General features: G+C 61.3%; 19 protein-coding genes. 13 read left to right on the top strand and 6 right to left on the bottom strand.

Going from position 1 to position 21,474, the window contains the following annotated elements:
• Positions 1–68 precede the first annotated feature (68 nt).
• The 5 genes from menD to menE are packed head-to-tail and all read left to right on the top strand — an operon-like array spanning position 69 to position 5,689.
• Positions 69–1,739 carry a 2-succinyl-5-enolpyruvyl-6-hydroxy-3-cyclohexene-1-carboxylic-acid synthase gene (gene menD, locus ACOYA6_RS11440; RefSeq protein WP_422654727.1) on the top strand — a complete coding sequence of 557 codons (1,671 nt, stop codon included), beginning with the start codon at positions 69–71 and terminating at the stop codon, positions 1,737–1,739.
• A complete protein-coding gene (gene menH, locus ACOYA6_RS11435; protein WP_422654726.1) occupies positions 1,736–2,512 on the top strand; it encodes a 2-succinyl-6-hydroxy-2,4-cyclohexadiene-1-carboxylate synthase in 777 nt (258 codons plus the stop codon). The genes menD and menH overlap by 4 nt, the downstream gene beginning before the upstream one ends.
• Positions 2,509–3,366 carry a 1,4-dihydroxy-2-naphthoyl-CoA synthase gene (gene menB, locus ACOYA6_RS11430; protein WP_138369868.1) on the top strand — a complete coding sequence of 286 codons (858 nt, stop codon included), beginning with the start codon at positions 2,509–2,511 and terminating at the stop codon, positions 3,364–3,366. The genes menH and menB overlap by 4 nt, the downstream gene beginning before the upstream one ends.
• Complete coding sequence (menC, locus tag ACOYA6_RS11425; protein ID WP_422654725.1) at positions 3,366–4,331, top strand: o-succinylbenzoate synthase; 966 nt, start codon at positions 3,366–3,368, stop codon at positions 4,329–4,331. Before menB ends, menC begins: the two co-directional genes overlap by 1 nt.
• Entirely contained in the window at positions 4,328–5,689 is a 1,362-nt protein-coding gene (gene menE, locus ACOYA6_RS11420) for an o-succinylbenzoate--CoA ligase (RefSeq protein WP_422654724.1), read from the top strand. Before menC ends, menE begins: the two co-directional genes overlap by 4 nt.
• Here the strand turns inward: menE and ACOYA6_RS11415 are convergent, their stop codons facing one another.
• Genes ACOYA6_RS11415 through ACOYA6_RS11405 form a run of 3 tightly spaced genes read right to left on the bottom strand, consistent with a single transcriptional unit; the run spans position 5,690 to position 8,639 of the window.
• On the bottom strand, positions 5,690–7,204 hold the full coding sequence (locus ACOYA6_RS11415; protein WP_039030992.1) for a tripartite tricarboxylate transporter permease: 1,515 nt from the start codon (positions 7,202–7,204) through the stop codon (positions 5,690–5,692).
• An 11-nt stretch (positions 7,205–7,215) separates the two neighbouring features.
• On the bottom strand, positions 7,216–7,647 hold the full coding sequence (locus tag ACOYA6_RS11410) for a tripartite tricarboxylate transporter TctB family protein (RefSeq protein ID WP_039030993.1): 432 nt from the start codon (positions 7,645–7,647) through the stop codon (positions 7,216–7,218).
• An 11-nt stretch (positions 7,648–7,658) separates the two neighbouring features.
• The gene (locus ACOYA6_RS11405) at positions 7,659–8,639 is read right to left on the bottom strand and encodes a Bug family tripartite tricarboxylate transporter substrate binding protein (RefSeq protein ID WP_039030994.1); all 981 of its coding nucleotides are present in this window, start codon (positions 8,637–8,639) and stop codon (positions 7,659–7,661) included.
• A gap of 150 nt (positions 8,640–8,789) precedes the next feature.
• Between ACOYA6_RS11405 and tctD the strand changes: the two genes are divergently transcribed.
• The 8 genes from tctD to yfaU all read left to right on the top strand — a co-directional run bounded on the left by tctD (position 8,790) and on the right by yfaU (position 17,179).
• Positions 8,790–9,464 carry a transcriptional regulator TctD gene (gene tctD, locus ACOYA6_RS11400; protein WP_039030995.1) on the top strand — a complete coding sequence of 225 codons (675 nt, stop codon included), beginning with the start codon at positions 8,790–8,792 and terminating at the stop codon, positions 9,462–9,464.
• Positions 9,451–10,860 carry a sensor histidine kinase gene (locus ACOYA6_RS11395; RefSeq protein ID WP_422654723.1) on the top strand — a complete coding sequence of 470 codons (1,410 nt, stop codon included), beginning with the start codon at positions 9,451–9,453 and terminating at the stop codon, positions 10,858–10,860. The genes tctD and ACOYA6_RS11395 overlap by 14 nt, the downstream gene beginning before the upstream one ends.
• A gap of 130 nt (positions 10,861–10,990) precedes the next feature.
• Entirely contained in the window at positions 10,991–11,533 is a 543-nt protein-coding gene (locus ACOYA6_RS11390; protein ID WP_039030997.1) for a YfaZ family outer membrane protein, read from the top strand.
• A gap of 92 nt (positions 11,534–11,625) precedes the next feature.
• A complete protein-coding gene (locus ACOYA6_RS11385) occupies positions 11,626–12,825 on the top strand; it encodes a nicotinamide mononucleotide deamidase-related protein YfaY (protein ID WP_039030998.1) in 1,200 nt (399 codons plus the stop codon).
• 200 nt (positions 12,826–13,025) lie between these two features.
• Positions 13,026–13,808 (top strand): IclR family transcriptional regulator, encoded by a 783-nt coding sequence (locus ACOYA6_RS11380; protein WP_039030999.1) that lies wholly within the window; start codon positions 13,026–13,028, stop codon positions 13,806–13,808.
• Positions 13,809–13,821: 13 nt separating this feature from the next.
• On the top strand, positions 13,822–15,027 hold the full coding sequence (gene rhmD, locus ACOYA6_RS11375; protein ID WP_422654722.1) for an L-rhamnonate dehydratase: 1,206 nt from the start codon (positions 13,822–13,824) through the stop codon (positions 15,025–15,027).
• A gap of 45 nt (positions 15,028–15,072) precedes the next feature.
• Complete coding sequence (locus ACOYA6_RS11370; RefSeq protein WP_422654721.1) at positions 15,073–16,362, top strand: MFS transporter; 1,290 nt, start codon at positions 15,073–15,075, stop codon at positions 16,360–16,362.
• A 16-nt stretch (positions 16,363–16,378) separates the two neighbouring features.
• Positions 16,379–17,179 (top strand): 2-keto-3-deoxy-L-rhamnonate aldolase, encoded by an 801-nt coding sequence (gene yfaU, locus ACOYA6_RS11365; RefSeq protein WP_422654720.1) that lies wholly within the window; start codon positions 16,379–16,381, stop codon positions 17,177–17,179.
• Between the two features lie 39 nt (positions 17,180–17,218).
• Here yfaU and glpC read toward each other — a convergent pair whose 3' ends face one another.
• The 3 genes from glpC to glpA are packed head-to-tail and all read right to left on the bottom strand — an operon-like array spanning position 17,219 to position 21,241.
• On the bottom strand, positions 17,219–18,409 hold the full coding sequence (glpC, locus tag ACOYA6_RS11360; RefSeq protein ID WP_422654719.1) for an anaerobic glycerol-3-phosphate dehydrogenase subunit GlpC: 1,191 nt from the start codon (positions 18,407–18,409) through the stop codon (positions 17,219–17,221).
• A complete protein-coding gene (gene glpB / locus ACOYA6_RS11355) occupies positions 18,406–19,623 on the bottom strand; it encodes a glycerol-3-phosphate dehydrogenase subunit GlpB (protein ID WP_422654718.1) in 1,218 nt (405 codons plus the stop codon). Before glpB ends, glpC begins: the two co-directional genes overlap by 4 nt.
• Positions 19,613–21,241, bottom strand: a complete 1,629-nt coding sequence (gene glpA, locus ACOYA6_RS11350) for an anaerobic glycerol-3-phosphate dehydrogenase subunit A (protein ID WP_422654717.1) — start codon at positions 21,239–21,241, stop codon at positions 19,613–19,615. The genes glpB and glpA overlap by 11 nt, the downstream gene beginning before the upstream one ends.
• Between the last annotated feature and the right edge of the window lie 233 nt (positions 21,242–21,474).

The following is a 21,474-nucleotide window of genomic DNA, read 5'->3' as shown; positions in this document are numbered from 1 at the left end:
ATTCATATCAAAATTACATCTTTCTCTATTATTTATACTACGTCGCAATATTGATACCGGACAATTCCATGTCAGTGAGTTCATTTAACCGACGCTGGGCGGCGGTGATCCTTGAAGCCCTGACCCGCCATGGGGTCAGGCACGTTTGCATCGCGCCAGGTTCGCGCTCGACGCCGCTGACCCTGGCCGCTGCTGAAAACCGTGCCTTTATTCATCACACCCATTTTGATGAGCGCGGCCTCGGGCATCTGGCGCTGGGGCTGGCAAAAGCCAGCGACGCGCCGGTGGCCGTCATCGTCACCTCCGGTACGGCCGTGGCGAATCTCTATCCTGCGCTGATTGAAGCCGGTCTGACCGGTGAAAAACTGGTCCTGCTGACCGCCGATCGCCCCCCGGAGTTAATCGACTGTGGCGCAAACCAGGCCATTCGCCAGCAGGGTATTTTTGCTTCCCATCCCTCTCAGACTCTGTCGCTGCCGCGCCCGACCCGGGATATTCCCGCCCGCTGGCTGGTCTCGACGGTGGATAACGCCCTGGGCGCGCTGCGTGCGGGTGCGCTGCACATTAACTGTCCGTTTGCCGAGCCGCTGTATGGCGAAATGGATGATACCGATCTCGACTGGCAGCAGGCGCTGGGCGACTGGTGGCAGAGCGATAAACCCTGGCTGCGCGCACCGGCGGAGCTTTCAAGCCCCATCCAGCGCGACTGGTTCTTCTGGCGGCAGAAGCGCGGCGTGGTGCTCGCGGGCAGGATGAGTGCCGAAGAGGGCAAGCAGGTGGCCCAGTGGGCGCAACGGCTGGGCTGGCCCCTGATTGGCGACGTACTCTCCCAGACCGGACAGCCGCTGCCGTGCGCCGATCTCTGGCTCGGCAACGCCAGGGCCGTCACCGAGCTGGAGCAGGCGCAGATTGTGGTGCAGCTTGGCAGCAGCCTGACGGGAAAACGCCTTTTACAGTGGCAGGCTACCTGCACGCCGGAAGAGTACTGGCTGGTGGATCCGCACGACGGGCGGCTCGATCCCGCGCACCATCGCGGGCGTCGGCTGGTCTCCGGCGTGGCCGACTGGCTGGAACGGCATCCGGCGGAAAAACGCGCCCCCTGGGCAAGCGAAATCCCCGAACTCTCCCGCCAGGCCTGGGCGCTGACGGCGCAACACAGCGACGCATTCGGCGAGGCGCAGCTGGCGCACCGCATCCATCGCTATCTGCCCGAACAGGGACAACTGTTTGTGGGCAACAGCCTGGTGGTGCGCCTGATTGACGCCTTCTCCCGCCTGCCGGCGGGCTATCCGGTGTTCAGTAACCGGGGGGCCAGCGGCATTGACGGGCTGATCTCCACTGCCGCCGGGGTTCAGCGCGCCAGTGCCCGTTCGACGCTGGCCATCGTCGGCGATCTGTCGGCGCTCTACGATCTGAATGCGCTGGCGCTGCTCCGTCAGGCCTCAGCGCCCTTTGTGCTGATGGTGATCAACAACAACGGCGGGCAGATTTTCTCCCTGCTGCCGACCCCGCAGAGCGAACGGGAACGCTTTTATCTGATGCCGCAAAACGTGCAGTTTAAACATGCCGCGGCGATGTTCAGCCTCAGGTATCAGCGCCCTGAGAGCTGGGATGAGCTGGAGAGCGCGCTCAACACGGCGTGGAGCAAACCCGGCGCCACGCTTATCGAAGTGGTAGTGAACGACAGCGACGGGGCGCAGATGCTGCAAAACCTGCTGGCGCAGGTCAGCCACCTGTGATCCTCGCGGGAACGCAGCGTAAAGGTCAGGCGGATAAACCCTGGCTGGTGTTCCTGCACGGTTTTTCCGGCGATTGCCGCGAATGGCAACTGCCGGGCGAGCATCTGGATGCGTATCCCCGGCTGTATCTCGATCTGCCGGGGCACGGCGAGTCGGCGTCCATTGCGGTGAGCGATTTCGATGACGTCAGTCGCCTGCTGGAACGCACCCTTGTTAGTTACAACATACTAAACTACTGGCTGGTGGGGTACTCCCTTGGCGGCCGCATTGCGCTGTATCACGCCTGCCAGCGGCCCGATGGGCTGCTGGGGCTGATTGTCGAGGGGGCGCATCCCGGTTTGAGTGATGAACATGCACGCGCCAGCCGCCGCGCCTCCGATGCCCACTGGGCGGCGCGTTTTCGCCAGGAGCCCCTGGAAGCGGTGTTTGCCGACTGGTATCAACAGCCGGTCTTTGCCTCGCTCACCCCGGCGCAGCGGGAGCAGCTGGTCGCTCTGCGTAGCCACAACAACGGGACGACCCTGGCCGCGATGCTGCAGGCCACGTCCCTGGCAGAACAACCCGATTTACGGGCGGCGCTCGCTGAGAGCACCGTCCCTTTTTTCTATCTCTTTGGCGAGCAGGACCACAAGTTTCGGGACATTGCCCGGCAACTTTCTGCGATCCGCCATGAAATTCCTCACGCCGGACATAACGCCCATCGGGAAAACCCCGTTGCGGTGGCTGAGCGTCTGGCCCAGATACTTCGTCTTTCAACAAAGGACACTCTATGATCTACCCTGATGAAAACATGCTCTACGCACCGGTGGAATGGCAGGACTGCTCCGAAGGCTATACCGACATTCGCTACCACAAATCGGCGGACGGCATCGCTAAAATCACCATCAACCGTCCGGAAGTGCGCAACGCGTTTCGCCCGTTAACCGTCAAAGAGATGATCCAGGCCCTGGCGGATGCCCGTTATGACGACAACATCGGCGCGATCGTCCTGACCGGGGAAGGTGAGAAGGCGTTCTGCTCCGGTGGCGATCAGAAAGTGCGCGGCGACTACGGCGGATACCAGGACGATGCGGGCACCCACCACCTGAACGTGCTCGACTTCCAGCGCCAGATCCGCACCTGCCCGAAACCGGTTGTCGCGATGGTGGCGGGTTACTCCATTGGCGGTGGTCACGTCCTGCATATGATGTGCGACCTGACGATTGCCGCCGAGAACGCCATTTTCGGCCAGACCGGCCCGAAAGTCGGCTCCTTCGACGGCGGCTGGGGCGCGTCTTACATGGCCCGCATCGTCGGTCAGAAAAAAGCGCGTGAAATCTGGTTCCTGTGTCGCCAGTACAACGCCCAGGAAGCGCTGGATATGGGCCTGGTGAACACCGTGGTACCCATTGCCGACCTCGAAAAAGAGACCGTGCGCTGGTGTCGTGAAATGCTGCAAAACAGCCCGATGGCGCTGCGCTGCCTGAAGGCGGCCCTGAACGCCGACTGCGACGGTCAGGCCGGGCTGCAGGAGCTGGCGGGCAATGCCACCATGCTGTTCTACATGACCGAAGAGGGCCAGGAAGGACGTAACGCCTTCAACGAGAAGCGCCAGCCGGACTTCAGCAAATACAAACGGAATCCGTAATGCGTAGCGTGCAGATCTACCGCTGGCAGATACCGATGGACGCGGGTGTGGTACTGCGCGAGCGGCGTTTAAATACCCGCGACGGTCTGTTCGTTTATCTGCAGCACGAGGGACGGGAAGGGTGGGGAGAGATCTCCCCCCTGCCGGGCTTCAGCCGTGAGTCGCTGGAAGACGCAGAAGCTGCCCTGCGGGCCTGGTGCATAGCCTGGCGTGACGGCGAAGAGCCGCGGCTGCCGGGCGTGGCGTCGGTGGATTTTGGCATCAGCTGTGCGCTGGCCGAGCTGGCTGGCCTTTTACCTGATGCGGCCAACTACCGCGCGGCACCGCTCTGTACCGGCGATCCCGATGAGCTGTTTGCCGTTCTCGCCGCGATGCCGGGCGAGAAAGTGGCGAAGATCAAGGTCGGCCTGTATGAAGCGGTGCGTGACGGCATGGTGGCGAACCTGCTGCTGGAGGCCATCCCGGATCTGCGCCTGCGCCTGGATGCTAACCGGGCCTGGACCCCGCTGAAGGCGCAGCAGTTTGCGAAGTACGTTAACCCTGCGTACCGGGATCGGATTGCCTTTCTGGAAGAGCCCTGCAAAACCCGCGCGGACTCGCTGGCATTTGCCCGTGAGACCGGGATCGCCATCGCCTGGGATGAAAGCCTGCGCGAGGACGATTTTGAATTCGCGGCCGAGCCGGGCGTCAGGGCAGTGGTGATCAAGCCCACGCTCACCGGCAGCCTCGCGAAGGTGCACGAGCAGGTAAAAGCGGCGCATACCCTGGGGATGACGGCAGTGATCAGCTCGTCCATTGAGTCGAGCCTCGGTCTGTCCCAGCTGGCGCGCATTGCCGCGCAGTACACGCCGGATACCCTTCCCGGCCTGGATACCCTGAACCTGATGCAGGCGCAGCTGCTGCGCACCTGGCCGGGCAATGCCTTGCCATGTCTGGGCCGCGAGGCGCTGGAGCCGCTGCTATGACCTTTTCCGACTGGCCGTGGCGGCACTGGTGCGCGCATAAAGCCGATCGACCGGCGCTGCGGCTGAATGACGATGTGCTCACCTGGCATCAGCTCTGCGCGCGTATCGACAGCCTTGCCGCCGGGTTCCGGCATCAGGGTGTGGAGGACGGCGAGGGCGTCATGCTGCTCGCCTGTAACCACCCGCAGACGCTGCTGGCCTGGCTGGCGCTGCTCCAGTGCGGGGCGCGCATTCTCCCTGTGAATCCCCAGCTTCCGGGACCGCTGCTGGACGTGCTGCTTCCGCAGATGACGCTGAACCATGCGCTGGTGCTGGACGGCGCCTATGACGGCATCGCTTTACTTAGCCTCTCAGAGATGCCGGGTGAGTATGCTGTCCCCTGGCAGCCGGAACGTCTGGCCTCCATGACGCTCACCTCCGGCTCGACGGGCTTGCCGAAAGCGGCGGTGCACACCTGTGCGGCGCATCTTGCCAGCGCAGAAGGGGTTCTGGCGCTGATGCCCTACGGCGCTGATGACGACTGGCTGCTCTCCCTGCCGCTGTTCCACGTTTCTGGCCAGGGCATTTTGTGGCGCTGGCTGCAGGCTGGCGCGCGGTTAACCGTGCGTGAAAAACAGCCGCTGGAGCAGGCGCTGCAAGGCTGCTCCCATGCCTCTCTGGTGCCGACACAGCTCTGGCGTCTGCTTAATGCTCAGCATCAGGTTGCGCTGAAAGCCGTCCTGCTCGGCGGAGCGGCAATTTCTGTTGAATTAACGGAGAAGGCGCGTGAGCAGGGTATTCGCACTTTCTGCGGTTATGGTCTGACGGAGTTCGCCTCAACCGTCTGTGCGAAAGCGGCGGACGGCGAGCCGGACGTTGGCGCTCCGCTGCCCGGCAGGGAGGTGCAGGTTGTTGACGGCGAGGTCTGGATCAGGGCGCAAAGTATGGCGGCAGGCTACTGGCGGGACGGGGCATTACTCTCTCTGACGAATGCTCAGGGCTGGTTTGCTACCCGCGATCGCGGGGAGTGGCAAAACGGGCGTCTGACCATTTTAGGCCGTATGGATAATCTCTTTTTCAGCGGGGGAGAGGGGGTTCAGCCGGAAGCCGTTGAGCGGATCATCGCCACGCATCCGCAGATAAGCCAGGTATTTATCGTTCCGCTGGACGACGCCGAGTTCGGGCAGCGTCCGGTCGCGGTGGTGGAGTGTGAGCCGGGAACCGATATTGCCCGCTTCCCTGACTGGATCCGGGGCAGGGTGGCGCGCTTTGAACAGCCGGTACACTGGCTGGCATTGCCCGCTGAGCTAAAAAATGGCGGGATTAAAATCTCCCGCCAGGCGTTAAAACAGTGGGTCACTGCCCTGCTGAGAGGCTAATCAGCCAATATCTGGCTGCGGCTTGCGCTGACGGCGGCGCACCAGACGCAGAACCGGCGGCACCACGATCACCATAATCGCCATCGCCAGCAGGATCTTCGTCACGCTGCTTTCCCACAGGATCGCCATATTGCCGTTGCTGATGGAGAGGGCGCGGCGCAGGTTCTGCTCCAGCATTTCCCCTAACACAAACCCTAAGATCAGCGGCGACATCGGGAAGTGCATCTTGCGCAGGATGTACCCCAGCACGCCGAGCAGCACCATCAGCACCAGGTCGAAGGTGGTGCTGTGCACCGCGTAGACCCCAACCGCAGAGACGGCTGCAATGGCGGGCACCAGGAACCACAGGGGAATGGTCAGCATGCGGGTGAAGAGGCCGATCAGCGGGATGTTCATCACCAGCAACATCACGTTGGCGATCAGCAGCGCCGCGATCAGACCCCAGACAATGTCCGGCTGCTCGGTGAACATCGCCGGACCCGGGGTGATGTTATAGAGCGTCAGCGCGCCCATCATCACCGCCGTGGTACCGGAACCCGGCACGCCGAGGGTCAGCATCGGGATAAACGAACCGCAGGCCGAGGCGTTGTTTGCCGCTTCGGGCGCCGCCACGCCGCGAATATCGCCTTTGCCGAAGCTGTCGCTGTTACCGCTCAGCTTTTTCTCGGTCATGTAGGTGATAGCACTGGCGATGGTCGCCCCCGCGCCGGGCAGAATGCCGACGAAGAAACCAATCACCGACGAACGCAAGGTGGCGCCGATACACTGCGCACCCTCTCTGGCGTTAAAAATCATGCGGCCGGTTTTGCGGACCAGCGTCTGCCCGCTGCTGGTATGTTCCAGCATCAGTAAAATTTCAGAGACAGAGAACAGGCCAATCACCACGACGATAAACTGCACGCCGTCAGACAGGTGAACGCTGTCGAAGGTAAAGCGATACACCCCGGTGTTAGCATCCACGCCGACGGTGGCTAAGCCTAAGCCAATCAGCGCGGATAAAAACGACTTCAGCGGATTCTGCGCCATCATGCTGCCGAGGCAGGCGATGGCGAACACCATCAGCGCAAAATACTCAGCCGGACCAAACGCCAGCGACCACTGGGCCAGCGCCGGAGCGAACAGGATGATGCCGCCGATGGCAATCAGCGACCCGAAGAACGAGCTGACCGCCGAAATGGAGAGCGCCACCCCTCCGCGTCCCTGCTGCGCCATCGGATAACCGTCCAGCGCGGTCATGATGGCGGCAGCGTCGCCGGGCACGTTAAGCAGTATCGACGAAATACGCCCCCCGTACTCGCAGCCGATGTAAACCGTCGCCAGCAGGATCAGCGCCGACTCTGCGGGCAGATGCAGGGCAAAGGCCAGCGGCAGCAGGATCGCCACGCCGTTGATGGGCCCCAGGCCCGGCAGCAGGCCGACAATGGTCCCGACGAAACAGCCGATCAGGGCAATGACCAGGTTTTCCGGGGTCATCGCTACCGCGAACCCCTGAGAGAGATAAATCCAGGTATCCATAGCGTGCTCCGTTAGTTAAACCAGGCGCCGAGGGGCAACGTCACGTCCAGCAGGCGGTCGAAGGCGTACCAGAGTAAAATGCCCAGCACGACCCCGGAGATCCCCGCCGCAGGCAGCGAGGCGTTAAACAGCATGCCAATCACCATCGTCAGCAGGGCGGTGGCAATCGGAAAGCCGAGCCACTCAAAGCCCCACGCGTAGGTCAACAGAACAATCACCATCACCAGCAGACGTTGCAGGGTGCGGCGTAGCGGCCACTGCACGTCATCCGGCTGTCGCAGCAGCAGGGCGACGGAGCAGAGCAGCATCAGGCCGACAATGCCCATCGGGAAAGGGCGAGGCCCCACGGGTTCATAGCTGTATTCGCTGTGGATCTGCCAGGCGACGAACAGCCCGCCAATACAGAGCAGCAGCCATATCCCGGCAAAAATACGATCGCTCATAGCGCCTCCGGTTATTTCGCCAGTCCAAAGGCTTTCGCCTGCTCGCGGTAGTCATTCACCTGTTTTTTAACGTACTCATCCAGCTGCTTGCCGTTGAGGTTAAACTCAAACAGCCCGCGCAGATCGCGCTGTTTCTTAAACTCTTCGGTCTGCTGAAGTTTGTTGAACGCGTCGACCCACCACTGGTACTCGGCATCGGTCACTTTTGGCCCGACGAAGAATCCGCGGATGATTGGCCAGACCAGGTTATAGCCCTGCTCTTTGGCGGTCGGGACGTTCGCCAGCTGCCCCGGCAGACGGTTTTCCGAGAAGACCGCCAGCACGCGGATTTTATCGCCGCTCAGGTAGGGCACCATTTCACTGAGATCGCCCGAGACAGCCTGAACGTGATTGCCCATCAGCGCCGTGACGGGCTCGCCGCCGCCCTCAAACGCCACATAGCGCATCTTGTGTGGATCCACTTTTGCCTGCTGCGCCAGCAGGGCGGCTTTCATCCAGTCCTGGCTGCCGATCGATGCACCCGCGCCAATCACTACGCTGTTCGGATCTTTTTCCATGGCGGTCAGCAGATCCTGAAGGGATTTCCACGGGGAGTCTGCCCGCACGGCGATCATGCCGTAATCGGTGCCGACGGTGGCGAGCCAGCGCACGTCATCCACACCGTAGCGGCCAAATTTGCCCTGGGAGAGGTTCAGCAGCGAGCCGCCGGAAAAGGCCACCACGGTGCCTGCTTCGGCAGGGCGCTGGGCGACAATCGCGTTATAGGCCACCGCGCCCACGCCGCCGGGCATGTAGGTGACGCGCATCGGTTTTTCGATGGCCTTCGTCTCCAGCAGGCTGACCTGAATCAGCTTGCAGGTGAGATCAAAGCCGCCGCCTGGTTTAGCCGGGGCGATACATTCGGTGCGGGACGGGGCATCCTGCGCCTGGACGACAGAGGCACTCAACAGCAATACGCTTGCAGCAAGGGTAGAAAGTAATTGTTTTTTCATAGTTTATCCTCACGCCGGAGAACCGGGAGTACGGGTACAGGTCTTTTTTCTGATTATGTGAACCACCTTGTGGCGATTCCGTTGCGTGATTGTTAAAACATTAACCTTTCATTTCCCTTTCACTGCGACACCAACTTTACAGGATGTGATATGCGTCTCTTACTCGCGGAAGATAATCGTGAGCTGGCTCACTGGCTGGAGAAAGCGCTGGTGCAGGGTGGCTTCGCCGTGGACTGTGTGAACGACGGCCGGGCGGCCGACCATCTGTTGCAGGGTGAAAGCTATGCCGTCGCCGTCCTGGATATCGGCATGCCCGGTTTTGACGGGCTGGAGGTGGTCCATCGCCTGCGCAAGCGCGGCCAGACGCTCCCCGTGCTGTTTCTCACTGCCCGCAGCAACGTGGCGGACAGGGTGACAGGGCTGAATGCCGGGGCGGATGACTATCTGCCGAAGCCGTTCGAGCTGGAGGAGCTTGATGCCCGGCTGCGTGCCCTGCTGCGCAGAAGCGAAGGGCGGACTCAGGAGCGTCAGCGCCTGGGGGAGCTGGAGTATGACGATGAAGGCTTTTTTCTGCTGCGCGATGAGCCGCTGTCCCTGACACCGCGCGAGCTCTCACTGCTGAAAGTGTTGATGCATCGCCGGACCCGACCCGTCTCACGACAGCAGCTTTTCGACCAGGTGTTCAGCCTGAACGACGACGTCAGCCCGGAGAGTATCGACCTCTATATCCATCGCCTGCGCAAAAAGCTGAGCGGCAGCGGGGTGCGGGTAACCACCCTGCGCGGGCTTGGCTACGTGCTGGAGTGCGGCGATGAGGTGGGTTAAGCCGCAGTCGCTTTACTTTCAGCTGCTGCTTTTTCTGGGCCTGCCGTTGCTGCTGTTGTGGGGATTGTCCGCGTTTAACAGCTACGTCAGCGCGCTGCAGGCGGCGACGCAGGCCTACGACCGCACCCTGCTATCCTCGGCGCGGACGGTCTCCGAGCGGCTGGTGGTTCACGACGGCAGGCTCGAGGTGAATGTGCCCTGGGTGGTGCTCGACAGCTTTGAGCTCAACATGAACGACCGGCTTTACTACAAGGTGGTCGCCCCCGACGGGCGGGTGATCTCCGGTTATGACGATCTGCCGAAGATGCCCCCTTCAACGTCGCGTACCACGCTCTACCCGGCGCTGGCCTGGTTTTATCATACCGAATACCGCGGGCAGGCGATCCGCGTGGCGAAACTGCTCCAGCCCGTCAACGAGGACGGTATTGTCGGCATGGCGGAGATCTATGTCGCCGAAACGCTACAGTCCCGTCGCTATCTCGCCAGCAGTTTGCTGTTCTCGTCATGGGTATCTCAGGGGATGCTGGTCCTGCTGACGCTGATTTTAACCGCCTGGCTGTTGCGCCGCGTGCTGCGCCCGATGCGCCAGCTCTCATCCCTGATGGTCCGGCGCGAGCCGGGGGGGCTGGCCCCGCTGCCCGAGCTGCTGCCCTGGTCAGAAACCCGACTGCTGATCGTGGCCTTCAACCGCTATATTGACCGGCTACGCGGGGTGCTTTCGCGCCAGGAGCGCTTCAATGCCGATGCCTCTCACCAGCTCAAAACGCCCTTAGCGGTGCTGAAAACCCAGGTCTCGGTTGCCCTGACGCGGGACGATCCGGCGCTGTGGCAGGAGAGCTTACGGGCGATGAACGTGACGCTGGATAACACCATCGTGCTGACCGAGCGCCTGTTACAGCTTGCGGCGGTGAAGCGTAAAGAGCAGGAGGAGCACCCGTTTGCCGCCGTCGATCTGGTGCAGGTGGTGCAGAATTGCTGCTTCTCCCGGCTGGCGCAGGCGCGCAGCAAAGCGATCGATCTGGGATACGACGGTGAGCAGCAGCCGGTGATAATCGAAGGAGATGAAGTTTTGCTGGGCGAGCTGTGCGCCAATCTGCTGGAGAATGCGATTAAATACACGCCGGAGCAGGGGATGGTGACGGTGTACCTGCGCACGCATAACGGCGCGGTTGAGCTGAGCGTGGAAGACAGCGGTCCGGGAATAGCCGAGGATCTGATCCCGCAGGCCATGCTGCCGTTTCGCCGTCTGGATAACGTGGGCGATGCCAGCGGATCGGGCATCGGTCTGGCGCTGGCGAGCGATATTGCCCGCCTGCACCGCAGCCATCTTCAGCTGTCGCGCAGCGAAACCTCTGGCGGGCTGTGCGTGAAAATGCGTTTTCTCCTGATGGCATAAAGGCAGATATTATCAAATCGTTACAAACTAATTGTCTGACGCACGCAGAGTCCATTGATCCCTGAGAGTCTCAGGGTAAAATCTCGCGGTTTTGGGACATTCATGAATAAAATTGTGCGGGATCACGACAATGAAAAAAGTGGCATTACTGGGCTTAAGCGGCCTGATGTTTGTATCTGCGGCGGCTAACGCTATCTCCTTTAACGGCTCGGCGGGCGAGGATTATACCCACCTGGGCTTTGGTCTTGGCACGGATAGCGCAGGTCTGGCGATGACCGGTGGCTGGACGCATAACGATGACGACGGCGATGCGGCAAGCCTGGGGCTGGGGTTCAATATCCCTCTTGGCCCATTCCTCGCAACCGTCGGCGGTAAAGGCATTTACACCAACCCGAACGACGGTGACGAAGGCTACGCGGCAGCGGTCGGCGGCGGCCTGCAGTGGAAAATTGGCGACAGCTTCGGTCTGTTTGGCGAGTACTACTACTCTCCGGACTCCCTCTCCAGCGGTATCGACAGCTATGAAGAAGCCAACGCCGGTGCGCGCTGGACCATTATGCGTCCGATTACCATTGAAGCGGGCTACCGCTACCTGAACCTGGCGGGCAAAGATGGCAACCGCGACAACGCCATTGCTGATGGCCCGTACGTGGGCGTGAGCGCAGGCTTCTGATCCCTTTGGCGCGGCGTTCTGCCGCGCCTGTTTCTCTCCCTCTCCTCGCCGATTGCGTTATAGTGTTTTCACCACCTAAGCGGGAGAACACAATGATAAACGTGGAGATGCTGTCCACTGGCGATGAAGTGCTGCATGGACAAATTACCGATACCAATGCGGCCTGGCTGGCTGATATTTTCTTTGAACAGGGATTACCGTTAACGCGGCGTAATACGGTGGGTGACTCGCTGGAGGCACTGGTTAACGTTTTGCGCGAGCGCAGCGAACACGCCGACGTGCTGATTGTGAATGGCGGGCTCGGCCCCACCAGCGACGATCTGAGCGCGCTGGCCGCCGCCACGGCAAAAGGCGAAGAGCTGGTGCTGCACACCGAGTGGCTCAGCCATATGGAACGTTTCTTCAGCGACCGCGGCAGGGTGATGGCGCCCAGTAACCGCAAGCAGGCCGAAATCCCGGCCAGCGCGGAGCTGGTGGATAACCCGGTTGGCACCGCATGCGGCTTTGCTATTCAGCTTAACCGCTGTCTGATGTTCTTCACCCCCGGCGTGCCCTCCGAATTTAAGGTGATGGTCGAACAGGAGATCCTGCCGCGACTGCGGGCCCGTTTTACCCTTCCTGAACCGCCGATTTGCCTGCGTCTTACTACCTTTGGCCGCTCCGAAAGCGATCTGGCCCAGAGCCTCGATCATCTCGCTTTACCGCCGGGCGTCACGATGGGGTATCGCTCTTCGATGCCGATTATCGAACTTAAACTCACCGGCCCGGCGACGGAAAAAGCCGCGATGCTGGCGCTGTGGCCAGAGGTACAGCGTGTCGCGGGTGAGAATCTGATTTTTGAAGGTACCGAGGGGTTACCGGCGCAGATCGTTCGTGAACTGCAGGCCCGTCAGCTAGGCCTGACCCTGAGCGAGCAGTTCACCGGCGGGCTTCTGGCTCTGCAGTTATCCCGCGCCAACGCCTCGCTGCTGGCAAGCGAAGTGGTGCCTTCTCAGGAAGAGACCCTGGCGCAAACCGCGCACTGGGCCGCCGAACGTCGGGTGAACCATTTCGCCGGGCTGGCGCTGGCGATCTCCGGGCTGGAAGAGGAGCATCTTAACTTTGCCCTTTCTACCCCGGAAGGTACCCACGGCCTGCGCGTCAAAATGAGCGCCACGCGCTACAGCCTGGCGGTACGTCAGGAGGTCTGTGCGATGATGGCGCTGAATATGCTGCGTCGCTGGCTGAACGGCAAGCCGGTTGCCAGCGAGCATGGCTGGATCAACGTGGTTGAGTCGCTGTTCCTGCCGTAACAGTTGCGCGCCGGGCTCCCCGCCCGGCGCCTGTTTGTCCAACCTGTTGTACTCGCCAGATTTTTTTCCGTGCTGTTTATCACATAATTCTACTGCTGCTTGTCCAGCAGGCTGGATAGCGCGCGAGATTTGAACTCGCTCACAAATAAACTCCCTCACAGCCGCAACACTGATTCCAGTATTCAGGACTGGAGTCCACTATGCTGGAATCAAGCAAAGTACCGGCGCTGACCCGCGCCATTGATATTCTCAACACCATTGCCCGTCTGGGACCGTGCAGCGCCGCGACCATCATCGAGGAGCTCGGCATCCCGAAAAGCACCGCCTATCTGCTGCTGGGTGAGCTGAGAAAACAGCGCTTTCTGAGCCTTGATAACCAGGATAACTACTGCCTGTGGACCAAGCTGGTGGAGCTGGCAGGCCACGCCGTCAGCCGGATGGATCTGCGCGAGCTGGCGCGCCCGCGTCTGACCCGGCTGATGGACGAATGCGGCATGCTGTGCCACCTCGGCATCATCGATCACGATAACGCCTACTACATTCTGAAGATCGAGTCCCCGGCCACCATCAGCGTGCGCTCCCACGAGGGAAAAAGCCTGTCGCTCTCCCGCTCGGGCATTGGCAAGTGCCTGCTTGCCTGGCAACCCACCCAGACGCAGGAGGCGATTATCGCCGGCCTGAGCTGGGAGCGAGCCACCCCGACCACCATTACCGATCCCGGGCAGCTGCGTAGCGAGCTGGCACGCATTCGCGCCAGGGGCTGGAGCTTTGATAACGGCGAAGACTACCCCGACGTGCGCTGCGTGGCGGCCCCGGTCTTTAATGCCAGCAACGAACTCACCGCGGCGATCTCGGTGGTGGGCACCCGGCTGCAAATCAACGAGGACAACCGCGACTACCTGGCCGGTAAAGCCATTGCCTGCGCGAAAGACATTTCCCGCTTACTGGGCTGGAAAAGCCCCTTCGAACAACACGCCTCATAAAATGGAGAACATCATGACCCTACCAAAGATTAAACAGATCCGCGCCTGGTTCACCGGTGGCGCTACGGCAGAGAAGGGCGCTGGCGGCGGCGATTATCACGACCAGGGGGCTAACCACTGGATCGACGACCACATCGCCACCCCGATGAGCAAATACCCGCAGTATGAGCAGTCGCGCCAGTCGTTCGGCATTAACGTCCTCGGTACGCTGATTGTCGAAGTGGAGGCCGACAACGGCCAGACCGGTTTTGCCGTCTCCACCGCAGGAGAGATGGGCTGCTTTATCGTGGAGAAACACCTCAGCCGCTTTGTTGAGGGCAAGTGCGTCAGCGACATCAAGCTCATCCACGACCAGATGCTCGGGGCGACGATGTTCTATGCAGGCTCTGGCGGGCTGGTGCTGAACACCATCTCCTGCATCGACCTGGCGCTGTGGGACCTGTTCGGGAAGGTGGTTGGGCTGCCGGTCTACAAGCTGCTGGGCGGTGCGGTACGGGATGAAATTCGTTTTTACGCCACCGGCGCGCGCCCGGACCTGGCGAAAGATATGGGCTTCATCGGCGGTAAAATGCCGACTCACCGGGGGCCGCACGACGGCGACGCCGGGATCCGCCAGGATGTGGCGATGGTGGCGGAGTACCGGGAAAAATGTGGCCCTGATTTCTGGCTGATGCTGGACTGCTGGATGAGCCAGGATGTGAATTACGCCACGAAGCTGGCCCACGCCTGCGCGCCCTATAACCTGAAGTGGATTGAAGAGTGCCTGCCGCCGCAGCAGTATGAAGGCTACCGCGAGCTGAAGCGCAATGCCCCGCCGGGCATGATGGTAACCAGCGGCGAGCACCACGGCACCCTGCAGTCCTTCCGCACGCTATCGGAGACCGGGATCGACATCATGCAGCCGGACGTGGGCTGGTGCGGGGGGTTAACCACGCTGGTGGAGATCGCCGCCATCGCCAAAGCCCGTGGGCAGCTGGTGGTGCCGCACGGCTCGTCGGTCTACTCCCATCACGCGGTGATCACCTTCACCAACACGCCGTTCAGCGAATTCCTGATGACCAGCCCGGACTGCGCCACGCTGCGTCCGCAGTTTGACCCGATCCTGCTCGATGAACCGGTGCCGGTGAATGGCCGCATCCACAAATCGGTGCTGGATAAACCCGGTTTTGGCGTCGAACTCAACCGTGACTGCGCCCTGAAACGTCCTTACAGCCACTAAACCGCCGCGCACCGGCGTGGCGTCACCGTTCACTGAGGATTGTCTATGAGTATGACTCTGCTTGACGGCGTGGTCAGGAAAAACCGCGCCCGTCTGATCCCGTTTATGCTGGCGCTGTACGTGCTGGCGTTTCTGGATCGCTCTAACATCGGCTTCGCCAAGGAGAGCTACCAGATCGATACCGGGCTCAGCAACGAAGCCTACGCGCTCGGGGCCGGGATCTTCTTTGTGGTCTATGCCCTGCTGGGGGTTCCCGCCAACCTGCTGATGCGCAAATTCGGTGCCCGGACGTGGATTGGCACCACCACGCTGCTGTGGGGATTCCTCTCTGCGGCGATGGCGTGGGCCGATACCGAAAGCAAATTCCTGCTGATCCGCACCCTGCTGGGGGCGGCGGAAGCGGGCTTCTTCCCCGGCATGATTTACCTTACCTCCCAGTGGTTCCCCCAGCGCAACCGCGCCAGCATCATGGGGCTGTTCTACATGGGCGCGCCGCTGGCGCTGTCGCTGGGATCGCCGCTCTCCGGCGCGCTGCTGGAGATGCATGGCTTTATGGGCCATCCCGGCTGGTTCTGGATGTTTGTTATCGAAGGGCTGATCGCCGTGGGGGCCGGGGTCTTTACCTTCTTCTGGCTTGACGATACGCCGCAGCAGGCACGCTTCCTGAACGCAGAGGAGAAACAGGCGCTGATCAACCAGCTGGCGAGTGAAGAGCAGAGCAAAGCGACGTCACGCCTGAGCGATGCCCTGCGCAATGGCCGGGTCTGGCAGCTGGCCTTTATCTACATGACCATTCAGATTGCCGTTTACGGGCTGATCTTCTTCCTCCCGACCCAGGTCGCTGCGTTGCTTGGCACCAAAGTGGGCTTTACCGCCTCGGTGGTGGCGGCGATCCCGTGGGTTGCCGCGCTGTTTGGCACCTGGCTTATCCCGCGTTATTCCGACCGCACCGGCGAACGGCGCAACATCGCCACCCTGACGCTGCTGGCCGCCGGTATTGGGGTGGGTGTCTCGGGGCTGGTGTCGCCGGTACTGGCGATAATGGCCCTGTGCGTGGCCGCGGTGGGGTTCATTGCCGTGCAGCCGGTCTTCTGGACCATGCCGACGCAGCTGCTCTCCGGCACCGCGCTGGCGGCAGGGATTGGCTTCGTCAACCTGTTTGGCGCGGTGGGTGGTTTTCTCGCCCCGCTCATCCGGGTGGAAGCCCAGAACGTCTTTGGCAGCGATGCCGCCGGGCTGCTGGCGCTGGCCGCCATCGCCATTCTCGGATCGCTGGCGATCTTCGTGCTGGGAGTGACCCGCACCGCGCCGCAGGCCGACCGCATACATCATTAATTTTCAGGGAGTTATTATGCAGAACGTTCTTTCTAACCCTTTTAAGCAGGCCCTGCGAAACGGCGAACCGCAGATTGGGCTGTGGCTGAGTTCCACCTCGTCCTACATGGCGGAGATAGCGGCAACCTCAGGCTATGACTGGCTGTTAATCGACGGGGAGCATGCGCCTAACACCGTTCAGGATCTCTACCACCAGCTGCAGGCGATTGCCCCTTATGCCAGCCAGCCGGTGATCCGCCCGGTTGACGGCGAGCGCAGCCTGATCAAACAGGTGCTGGATATTGGTGCCAGAACGCTGCTGATCCCGATGGTCGACAGCGCAGAGCAGGCGCGGGAGATCGTCTCGGCTACGCGCTATCCGCCGCTGGGCACGCGCGGCGTCGGGGCAGGGGTGGCGCGAGCGGCGCGCTGGGGACGAGTCGAAAATTACATGGCTCAGGCCAATGACGAGCTCTGCCTGCTGATTCAGGTGGAGAGCAAAACTGCGCTGGATAACCTGGATGCGATCCTGGAAGTGGAGGGGATTGACGGCGTGTTTATCGGTCCGGCCGATCTGTCGGCGTCGCTGGGTTATCCGGACAACGCCGGGCACCCGGAAGTCCAGGCGATTATCGAGCGCAGCATTCGCCGCATTTGTGCTGCGGGTAAAGCCGCAGGCTTTCTTGCGGTCGATCCACAGATGGCGCAAAAGGCGCTGCGCTGGGGGGCAACCTTTGTTGCGGTAGGGGTGGACACCATGCTCTACACTGACGCCCTCGACAGGCGGCTGGCGATGTTCAAAACGCCATTATCCGCAGCCAGTAAAACGAGTTATTAATCAGGGGGAGCCCGGCAGTGACGTTCTGCCGGGCGCTTGCTAAACCAGCGCCTGTGCCAGCAGGCTAATGGGATGCTCGCAGCGCTTGTGGGTGGACATCTCAATCTGCCATTTACAGGTTTCACAGTCGGTCACCACAAGATCCGCGCCGCTCTCCTCAATCTGGCGGAACAGCGGGGCACCTATCGCCTGTGATGTTTCGTAGTTTTCCCGCTTAAAGCCGTAGGTGCCCGCGATGCCGCAGCAGCGCGAATCCAGCACCGTTAGCTCCAGCCCGGGGATCAGCCGCAGCAGCTCCAGCGTATAGAGAGCCCAGCCCATTTTTTCCATATGGCATGGCGTGTGATAGACCACTTTCAGCGGTAACGCCTTCAGGGGCAACGTCTGTCCGCCGTCCAGCCTGCGCCACAGAAAGCGCGTCGCCAGCTCGATATGTTCCCGCAAGCCGCTGTTATCGACATCCAGCAGGTGCGGATACTCATCGCGCAGCGTAAAGGTACAGGTGGACGAGGTCGCCAGCACCGGGATCCCCTTGTCGACAATGGCCTCGCGCAGCGACGAAACGTTGCTTTTCGCCTGCCTGCGCGCTTTATCCGTAAACCCGTTGGCGATGAGCGGGACGCCGCAGCACTTCTCTTTGCTGAGAAGCTGTACCCCGGTCCCCATGGCGTTAAGCACTTTCAGCAGATCTTTTCCCAGCTGCGGATGGTTGTAGTTCACGTAACAGCCGTGGAAGAAGGCGACCTGTTCGGCAAACTGCGCCTGTTCCGCCGCAACGGATTTATACCAGCGGCGGAAAGTCCCGTGAGAATATTTTGGCAGGCTGCGGTGATGGTCGATTTTAAGCGTGGTATCCAGCAGCTTGCGCACCGGTTTGAGGGAGGTGGCGGCATTCACCAGCGGGGCAAAGGGCGTGGAGAGGCTGCCCATCAGATCGGTATGGCTCAGAATGACGTCCCGCAATGACGGCTTTTGCGTACTGTAGCGCGCCCGGGCGCGCTGGATGATATCCCCGATGTTGACATCCGACGGGCAGGCCACCTCACAGCGTTTACAGTTGATGCAATATTTCAGCGCCTCATCGTAAAGCCTGCCGTCCTTCAGGCGCAGGCGCTCGCCGTCGGGCCCCGCCTGCTTCGGACCGGGATAGCGCGGGTTCACGCCGCTGACCGGGCAGACCGTAGTGCAGACCGTGCATTTAATGCAGCTTTCGAAACGGGTATCGTTCATTGTTCAGCCTCCGTGCGCTGAATAATCTGCTCCGCAACGTAGAGTGCCGTTACGGCACAAACGCCGCCGCCACAGCCCTGGGTGATGGGATCGTAGCCGCCCAGCACGGAGCCGATGGCGAAAAGATTGCCGATCGCCTTACCGGAAAGCTGCGGGTGCAGATGGGTATCCACGATGACGCCGAACTGCTGCCAGGGCTGCGGCGTAAAGAAATCGCTCTGATACCAGTCCGCGCGAGACGGACTTTGCCTGACATCCAGGCCCAGAATGGCTTCCCGGATCCCCTCGCGGGTGCTGAGCAGCCCGTTGCTGAAGAAGCTGCCGCTTGCCAGCACGGTGAAGTGCGCGCGCAGGGGAATATCGCCATGGTTTCGCGTCCATACCTCGCTGACTGCCCCGTCGGTCAGGGTGATTTTTTTCACCTCGTCTCCCGCCATCCACACGCCGCCCTGCGCCACAAATTTGCGCTGGAGCTGGGTATGGAGGCGAATGCCGGGCACCGAAGGGGGAAGCCCAGGCAGTAACCCGAGCGTGCAGGGCAGGCGATCCGAAAGCCAGCGCCAGAGCCTGTTGTCGCTTAAGCCAAAGCAGGCGGGCATAAACAGGGCGTCACAGCTGTCGCCGAGCGGCCTGAGGGCGTCGTACAGCAGCGACCATCTCTCCTCGTTATCCAGAAAACGGGCGATGTTCACCGCGCGAAACTCGCTCGGGTTATCGCGCAGGACATCCAGTTCGGGCAGCTCAATCTCGGCCGCCTCGGCGTTAACGCCCTGGCGACACAGCGATGCCGCCGCAAGATGTGCCTGAAAATCAAGAAAACCGCTGATGCCCACCACCCGCACGCGCGCGGCATTAAAGGGGGCAACGGGCACCTCTTCAGGGCTAAGCCACGCGGAACGCAGTTTGCCAAGCGGCGTGACCCGCTGATGATTTTGCCTGGCGCTCCCCTGCAGACGCGCGCCGCACTCCGCCAGCAGCGCTTCGGTTTCCAGCGCCAGGCGGTCAATATGCTGCGCACCGGTCAGGTGATAAGGGTGCTCCGGCGGCAGTTTATCGCGGTACCTTTCGTCCACCAGATCCAGCGAGCCCGAGGAGAAGTGCAGGGCGCTCTGGCCCCGGGTGATAATGGCGCAGCGCAGCCCCTGCTTCGTGAGTTTGATGCCGCAGAGCAAGCCCGCCAGCCCGCCGCCGACAATCACCGTATCAAATTTCATCCTGTTGCTCCTTCTCAAGACCGCAAAGCCCCTGGTAGACCCAGCGGGTAAACTCGGTTTCGCGCAGGGCATCGCCCCAGGCGACAGGCTGAATGCCTTTCCAGCGTTCATTTAAAAAAGCGCTGAGCTGATCCAGCGACTGGGTGGCGGTAGTGGTGTTAAAACGCTGCAACAACCCGGCGGCACGACAGGCGCAGAGTTCGCCCTGGCAGGTGCCCATGCCCACGCGGGTGCGGCGACGGAGATCGAGCAGGCTTTTGACCGTCAGATTCTCCACCGCGTACTGCACTTCACCGGCGGTGACGGCTTCGCATTCGCAGACCAGACTGCGGCTAAGCCGCCCTTCACCCAGCCAGGCCGGCGTCCTGTCGCCATGGCGATAGACGGCCGACCCGCGCAGCGGGGCAGGAAGGGAGATGATTTTTTGCAGCGTTTTCTCGGTGGGCTGTCGCGATCCGGGCAGCGGTTGTTCCGCGGTGACGCAGGGCTGGCTATTGCCCAGCTTGCGGCAGACGGCATCGGTCGCAAGCTGGGCCATCAGACGGTAGGTCATCAGCTTGCCGCCGGTAATGGTAATGAACCCCTCCATGCCGTCGCGCTCAGCGTGATCGAGAAGCACGATGCCCCGGCTAACGTTACGTCCGCTCGGATCGTTATCGCTGGCGACCAGCGGACGTACTCCGGCATAGGCACGGAGAATGCGGGTCTGCGCCATCACCGGGGCCAGTTTTTCCCCTTCGCGCAGCAGGATATCCACCTCTTCGGCGGTCACGCGGTTGTCATCAATCTGGCTGTAGTCGACATGGGTTGAGGTCGTCCCGATTAACGAAATGGTATCGCCGGGGACGAGGATGTCGGCATCGGACGGTTTGCGGCAGCGGTTGATCACGTGGTTATTAATACGGTGGTCGAGGATCAGCAGCGAGCCTTTTGCCGGGAACATGCGAACCGACAGGTCGGCGTATTCCGCGATGCGCTGTCCCCAGATCCCAGCGGCATTAACGACCACGGAGGCAAACAGCTCGCTGTGTTCGTTGTATTGCGCGTTAAACAGCCGCACGCCACAGATGCGATCGCCTTCGCGGATAAGCCCGGTGACGTCGTGTCCGGTCAGAATGCGCGCGCCATGCTCGCGGGCGTCCAGCATATTGGCGGCCGTCAGGCGAAAAGGATCAACCGTACCGTCAGGCACTTTCACCGCCCCCGTCAGAGCCGGGTTGACCGAGGGCTCAATGCGGCGCGCGAGGGCCGGGTCGATGGCCTCGGCCGCAATCCCCGCCGCCCGGCAGGCGGTAATAAAGGTCGACTGAAAGGCGAGATCGTCTTCGGGAAGGGTGATAAACAGACCGTCGGTCGGTTCAATGCAGTGGCGGGCAATGCGCCGCAGGATCTGATTTTCGGCAATACACTCGCGAGCGGATTCACCGTCGGTAACCGCATACCGCGCGCCGCTGTGCAGCAGACCGTGGTTACGACCGGTTGCGCCTGTGGCAATATCATGGCGCTCCAGAAGCGTGACGCTCAGGCCGCGAAGGGCGCAATCGCGTGCGATCCCGGCACCCGTTGCACCACCGCCAATGATAATCACATCGCTGTAACCTGGATCGTGAATTGTCATTGTCATCCCTCAGTGTTCGTTTTTTATCATTTAGCCACATGAAAACTGTGGTTTGTTTGATTTCGAACACAAACGAGCGAAATTCGAAACTGAAACAGTGTTTCGTGCGCCTTTTTGCGCATTTTGTCATATTTCTGTAACAATCTGTGCGTTGATTCACAGTAACAATCACCGTGATTTCTTAACATCCCCGCCTCTGGAATTCAGGTGCGAGCCACCTGCTCATTCACTTC

This window comes from Leclercia barmai (assembly GCF_049312895.1).
In the GTDB taxonomy this organism is placed as follows: domain Bacteria; phylum Pseudomonadota; class Gammaproteobacteria; order Enterobacterales; family Enterobacteriaceae; genus Enterobacter; species Enterobacter barmai.
The sequence above is the reverse complement of the archived record's forward strand: the minus strand, read 5'-3'. Positions and strand labels throughout refer to the sequence as shown.